Consider the following 3,503-nt stretch of genomic DNA (forward strand, 5'->3'; position numbering starts at 1 on the left):
AATACCCCGAGATGCCGGAACACGTACACGCCCATCAACTTCGCCACGCCCGCGCCACCCAGATGCTACGGGCCGGGGTGCCCCTGCCCCACATCAAAGAGTTCCTCGGCCACGCTGACATCGCCACCACAACGGTTTACGCCTCAGCAGACAACCAAATGGTCCGCGAAGCAGTCCGAAAGGCCGCCAGTTCCGAACCCGGCGTACTCGCACCCATCTGGGAAGGAGGCGACGATCTGATCCTCGCCCTCGCAGGACTGAAATGAACAGGCCCGGTTATCCCGAGCGACAGGACCCGCGCACCGCGCCGACCAGCCCGAACGCACCAAACCCAGGATAACTAGATCCACCTGATAATCCCCGCGGCCGGCTGGCCGCCTAGCAACACCAACAGCGGCACGCCAGGCGCAGGCCGGTAGTCGCCGAAGATGTCATCCCGCGCCTCCGTGTCGAAGACGCGCCGCAGCCAGGCCTCGGATCCGACCTCCGGCGCGGTCACGCCGAGATTCGGGAAGGCGCGGACTCCAGGGCATCGATCTCGGCCGCCCAGGCCTCCTGCTGAGCCACCAGCCCGGCCCGGTCGCCGGGATCCAACGCGAGAACCTGCCGCTTGACAAGGCGCCGCCGGGCCGCCCAAACCGCCCGCGCGGCATCGTCCTCAGCGCCGCGCATCCGCTGCAAGAGCAACGAAGACAACACCGTCGCCGCCTGCCGGGTGATGTCATACAACGCCACGTCGTCAGCCAGGCGCTCGTCGCGCAGAGCACGCGCCGACCATGGCGTCCCGGTCCGGGTGTCGACAGTGCTCATCAGCGCTCCTCTCTTTCAACTCCCGCCATCGTAGCGCGCCAACCCGGCGCCAAACCGTCCACCTGCGGTAACGCTCACACCGGCTACCCGGCGCGGCCACGCCTGCCCGGAGGCAGCAGTCCGCGGGTTCTGGCTTTGGCGACCCAGCCTTGGGCGGTGCTCTGCGCCACGCCGCTGATCCGCGCCATGGTGGCTGTCGGGTTGGAGTCGCCCTGAGCGGCCAGGCGGCCGTGCTGGAGGGCCGCCAGCTCGTAGAAGTCCGGGTCGCGCTTCGGGTCGCCCAACGGTTTCAACAGGTCCCGCTCGCGGACTTTGCGGCCGCTTGGCAACACCACACGGCCTCCCCTGGCACCCGTTTCGCGTTTCATCGCGAAGAGCCGCTTGTTGATCGCGGCCTCGATCCGGGCGGTCGGCAGCTGGCGGAGGAGTTGGCTGGTGACCGGGTCGCCGGGCCTCCACGGCAGATGGACAACCCCGGTGATGCGGACCTCCTCCGGCACGGCATGCGTCTGGCGCTGCAACCGGATCAGGACGCGGGCGTGGGTGGCCTCGTGCTCTATCAGCAGCCAGCGGCCGTCCACGGTCTCGTTCTGGTCCGACTCCGCCTGGGAACGCCTCTCCCCGTCGGTGGCCGCCCAGTCGTCGTAGCTGAGCGCCCGGTCGATGGCGGCGCTGGCGGCGTCCGGCCGCTCCCCCGGCCGGTGATTGGGCAGCCGCCACCCCGGCGGCAGGTCCGCCGCAACCAGCAACTCGTCGTTGGGGGCACCATCGGCGGGCGGGGGAGCAATCGGCACAAGGCAACAATACCGGAAAAACCCACCCAGCTCAGGTACTTGCGGATACGCGCGTCATGTGATTTGATTACGTGTACTCGCCATAACATGAGGCGGTTTGATGAAAACACTGACCCGACCACCCGCTGGCAACGCTGACCTGCTGCTCCGCACTGAGGCGGTCGCCAAGTGGCTGGCCGTCTCGAAGTCGACCCTGGTGCGGTGGCGGCAGTCCGGCCGCGGCCCGGAGGTCTGCTGGCTGGCGGAGGGGCTTCCCCGCTACCGCGCCGCAGACGTGGAGCGCTGGCTCGCTGCCCGCTCGGCCGGCCCGGCCCGCCGCCCGGAAGGAGCTCCCCGTGCCGGCCAGACGCGGTGACATGTGGGAGGGGCGGCTCAAACTGGGCGGCCGGGTCGTCAAGACCCGCCGGTTCGACACCAAACGCGCCGCCGCCCAGTGGGAACGCCGCCAGCGGGCCGCGTTCGACGAGCACGGCTACGACCCCCGCCTCGGCAAGATACCAGTCGAAGACCTGCTCAAAGCGTGGCTCGAGCAGCGCGAGGGGAAGGTCACCAAGACCACCCTCGACACCGACCGCTACCTCCTGCCCACAGACGGGCAACGCTCCGGCAAGTCCCGCAAAGAGCCCGTCCTGCCCGACTGGTTCCGCAAGCTCAACGCCAACGCCGTCACCGGCGCCGCCGTCCAGAAATGGCAAGACGACCTCCTCGCCCGCAGTCTCGCGCCCACCACCGTGAAACGCCACCGCGAGTCCTTGTCCTCGTTCTTCGCCTGGTGCGCCGCCGAGGGGTACATCCCCGCCAACCCCGTCAAGAAGGCCGTCCCGCCCAAAGACCGCCGCGCCCGCGAGGACATGCGCCCCTCCCCGCCCCCGAACTCGCCCAGGTTGTCGCCGCAGTTGCTGCGGTGAGCCCCGTGTACGCCGACCTCGTCCAAGTGCTCGCCAGCACCGGGCTGCGTTGGGGAGAGGCCCGCGCCATGCTGGTCCGCGATTTCGCCGAGACCCCGATGCCGCGCCTGTCCGTCATCCGCAACCAGCCAGAAGGCGTCTCCCAGGCCGCCGCCCCCAAGTCCCGCAAGACCCGCCACATCCCCCTGCCCGATGCCGTCCTGCCGCCCATCCGCCGCTTCGCCGCCGGGAAGAACCCCGAAGACCTGCTCTTCACCACCCCCCGCGGCGGGCAACTCCACCGGTCAAGATTTGTCCAAAGCGTCAACTGGGCTGTCACCGGGCGCGGCCGCACCCTGCACGATCTCCGTCACACAGCGGCATGCCAGTGGATCCTCCAAGGCGTGCCCCTGACCACCGTCCAAGCCTGGCTCGGCCACTCCTCCATCGAAATCACCGCCCGCTACCTCCACCACCTCGGCGACTACGCCGACCGCACCGCCCTCCAACTCCTCAACGCGACACCACCGGCCCCGAGACCCCGGCGGCCAGCGGCGCCGCAACCCAAGCCAGCAACTGCGAACCTCTCGCCACTCAGCGCCTTCGGAGGCTCCCCCTCGCGCACCGACCCGACGGCGCGCGGCCTGTCCCTGTGACCGGCCCCTGGCCCGGGATGCGGGTTGCACTCCCAGCCCGGCGCCCAGCCGCAGGAAAACGGCCACTACCAGGCGACTCGCAGCCGCCAACCCTCCGGCCAGGCCATTCGTAGGTGCCGGACCGGACGGCAGCTTCCGAACCAGCACCACGACCGCTCAAGGGGTGATTCCGGGGTGATTTACACGCGACCAGAAACGAGAAAAGCGGTGCCGCCCAGCCGCAAAACCGCTGATCAGCACCGCTTTTCGCAGTGGTCGGGGTGGCGGGATTTGAACCCACGACCTCTTCGTCCCGAACGAAGCGCGCTACCAAGCTGCGCCACACCCCGAGGATCAAGTGATCCGGCTGCCGAGTC

At 69.3% G+C, this 3,503-nt stretch carries 7 protein-coding genes and 1 tRNA gene; 4 read left to right on the forward strand and 4 right to left on the reverse strand.

Going from position 1 to position 3,503, the window contains the following annotated elements:
* Positions 1-266: tyrosine-type recombinase/integrase (locus LBC97_16735; GenBank protein MDR2567662.1), on the forward strand; the 266-nt coding region annotated here is incomplete at its 5' end.
* Between the two features lie 74 nt (positions 267-340).
* Here LBC97_16735 and LBC97_16740 read toward each other — a convergent pair.
* The 3 genes from LBC97_16740 to LBC97_16750 form a co-directional block, all read right to left on the reverse strand.
* A complete protein-coding gene (locus tag LBC97_16740) occupies positions 341-499 on the reverse strand; it encodes a zeta toxin family protein (protein ID MDR2567663.1) in 159 nt (52 codons plus the stop codon).
* A complete protein-coding gene (locus LBC97_16745) occupies positions 496-810 on the reverse strand; it encodes a hypothetical protein (GenBank protein MDR2567664.1) in 315 nt (104 codons plus the stop codon). Before LBC97_16745 ends, LBC97_16740 begins: the two co-directional genes overlap by 4 nt.
* An 83-nt stretch (positions 811-893) precedes the next feature.
* Complete coding sequence (locus tag LBC97_16750; protein MDR2567665.1) at positions 894-1,604, reverse strand: hypothetical protein; 711 nt, start codon at positions 1,602-1,604, stop codon at positions 894-896.
* A 100-nt stretch (positions 1,605-1,704) separates the two neighbouring features.
* Between LBC97_16750 and LBC97_16755 the strand changes: the two genes are divergently transcribed.
* Genes LBC97_16755 through LBC97_16765 form a run of 3 tightly spaced genes read left to right on the forward strand, consistent with a single transcriptional unit; the run spans position 1,705 to position 3,147 of the window.
* Positions 1,705-1,959: a helix-turn-helix domain-containing protein gene (locus LBC97_16755; GenBank protein MDR2567666.1), complete on the forward strand. Its 255-nt coding sequence runs from the start codon at positions 1,705-1,707 to the stop codon at positions 1,957-1,959.
* The gene (locus LBC97_16760) at positions 1,940-2,512 is read left to right on the forward strand and encodes a hypothetical protein (protein ID MDR2567667.1); all 573 of its coding nucleotides are present in this window, start codon (positions 1,940-1,942) and stop codon (positions 2,510-2,512) included. The genes LBC97_16755 and LBC97_16760 overlap by 20 nt, the downstream gene beginning before the upstream one ends.
* A 5-nt stretch (positions 2,513-2,517) precedes the next feature.
* Complete coding sequence (locus LBC97_16765; protein MDR2567668.1) at positions 2,518-3,147, forward strand: site-specific integrase; 630 nt, start codon at positions 2,518-2,520, stop codon at positions 3,145-3,147.
* Between the two features lie 252 nt (positions 3,148-3,399).
* Here LBC97_16765 and LBC97_16770 read toward each other — a convergent pair.
* Positions 3,400-3,476, reverse strand: a tRNA-Pro gene (locus LBC97_16770).
* Between the last annotated feature and the right edge of the window lie 27 nt (positions 3,477-3,503).

It is taken from the genome of Bifidobacteriaceae bacterium, assembly GCA_031281585.1.
Classification (GTDB): domain Bacteria; phylum Actinomycetota; class Actinomycetes; order Actinomycetales; family WQXJ01; genus JAIRTF01.

What these genes read in the sequence shown, in the direction of transcription:
- LBC97_16745 (MDR2567664.1), bottom strand. Translation starts at nt 810, where the DNA reads ATGAGCACTGTCGACACCCGGACCGGGACGCCATGGTCGGCGCGTGCT.
- LBC97_16755 (MDR2567666.1), top strand. Translation starts at nt 1,705, where the DNA reads ATGAAAACACTGACCCGACCACCCGCTGGCAACGCTGACCTGCTGCTC.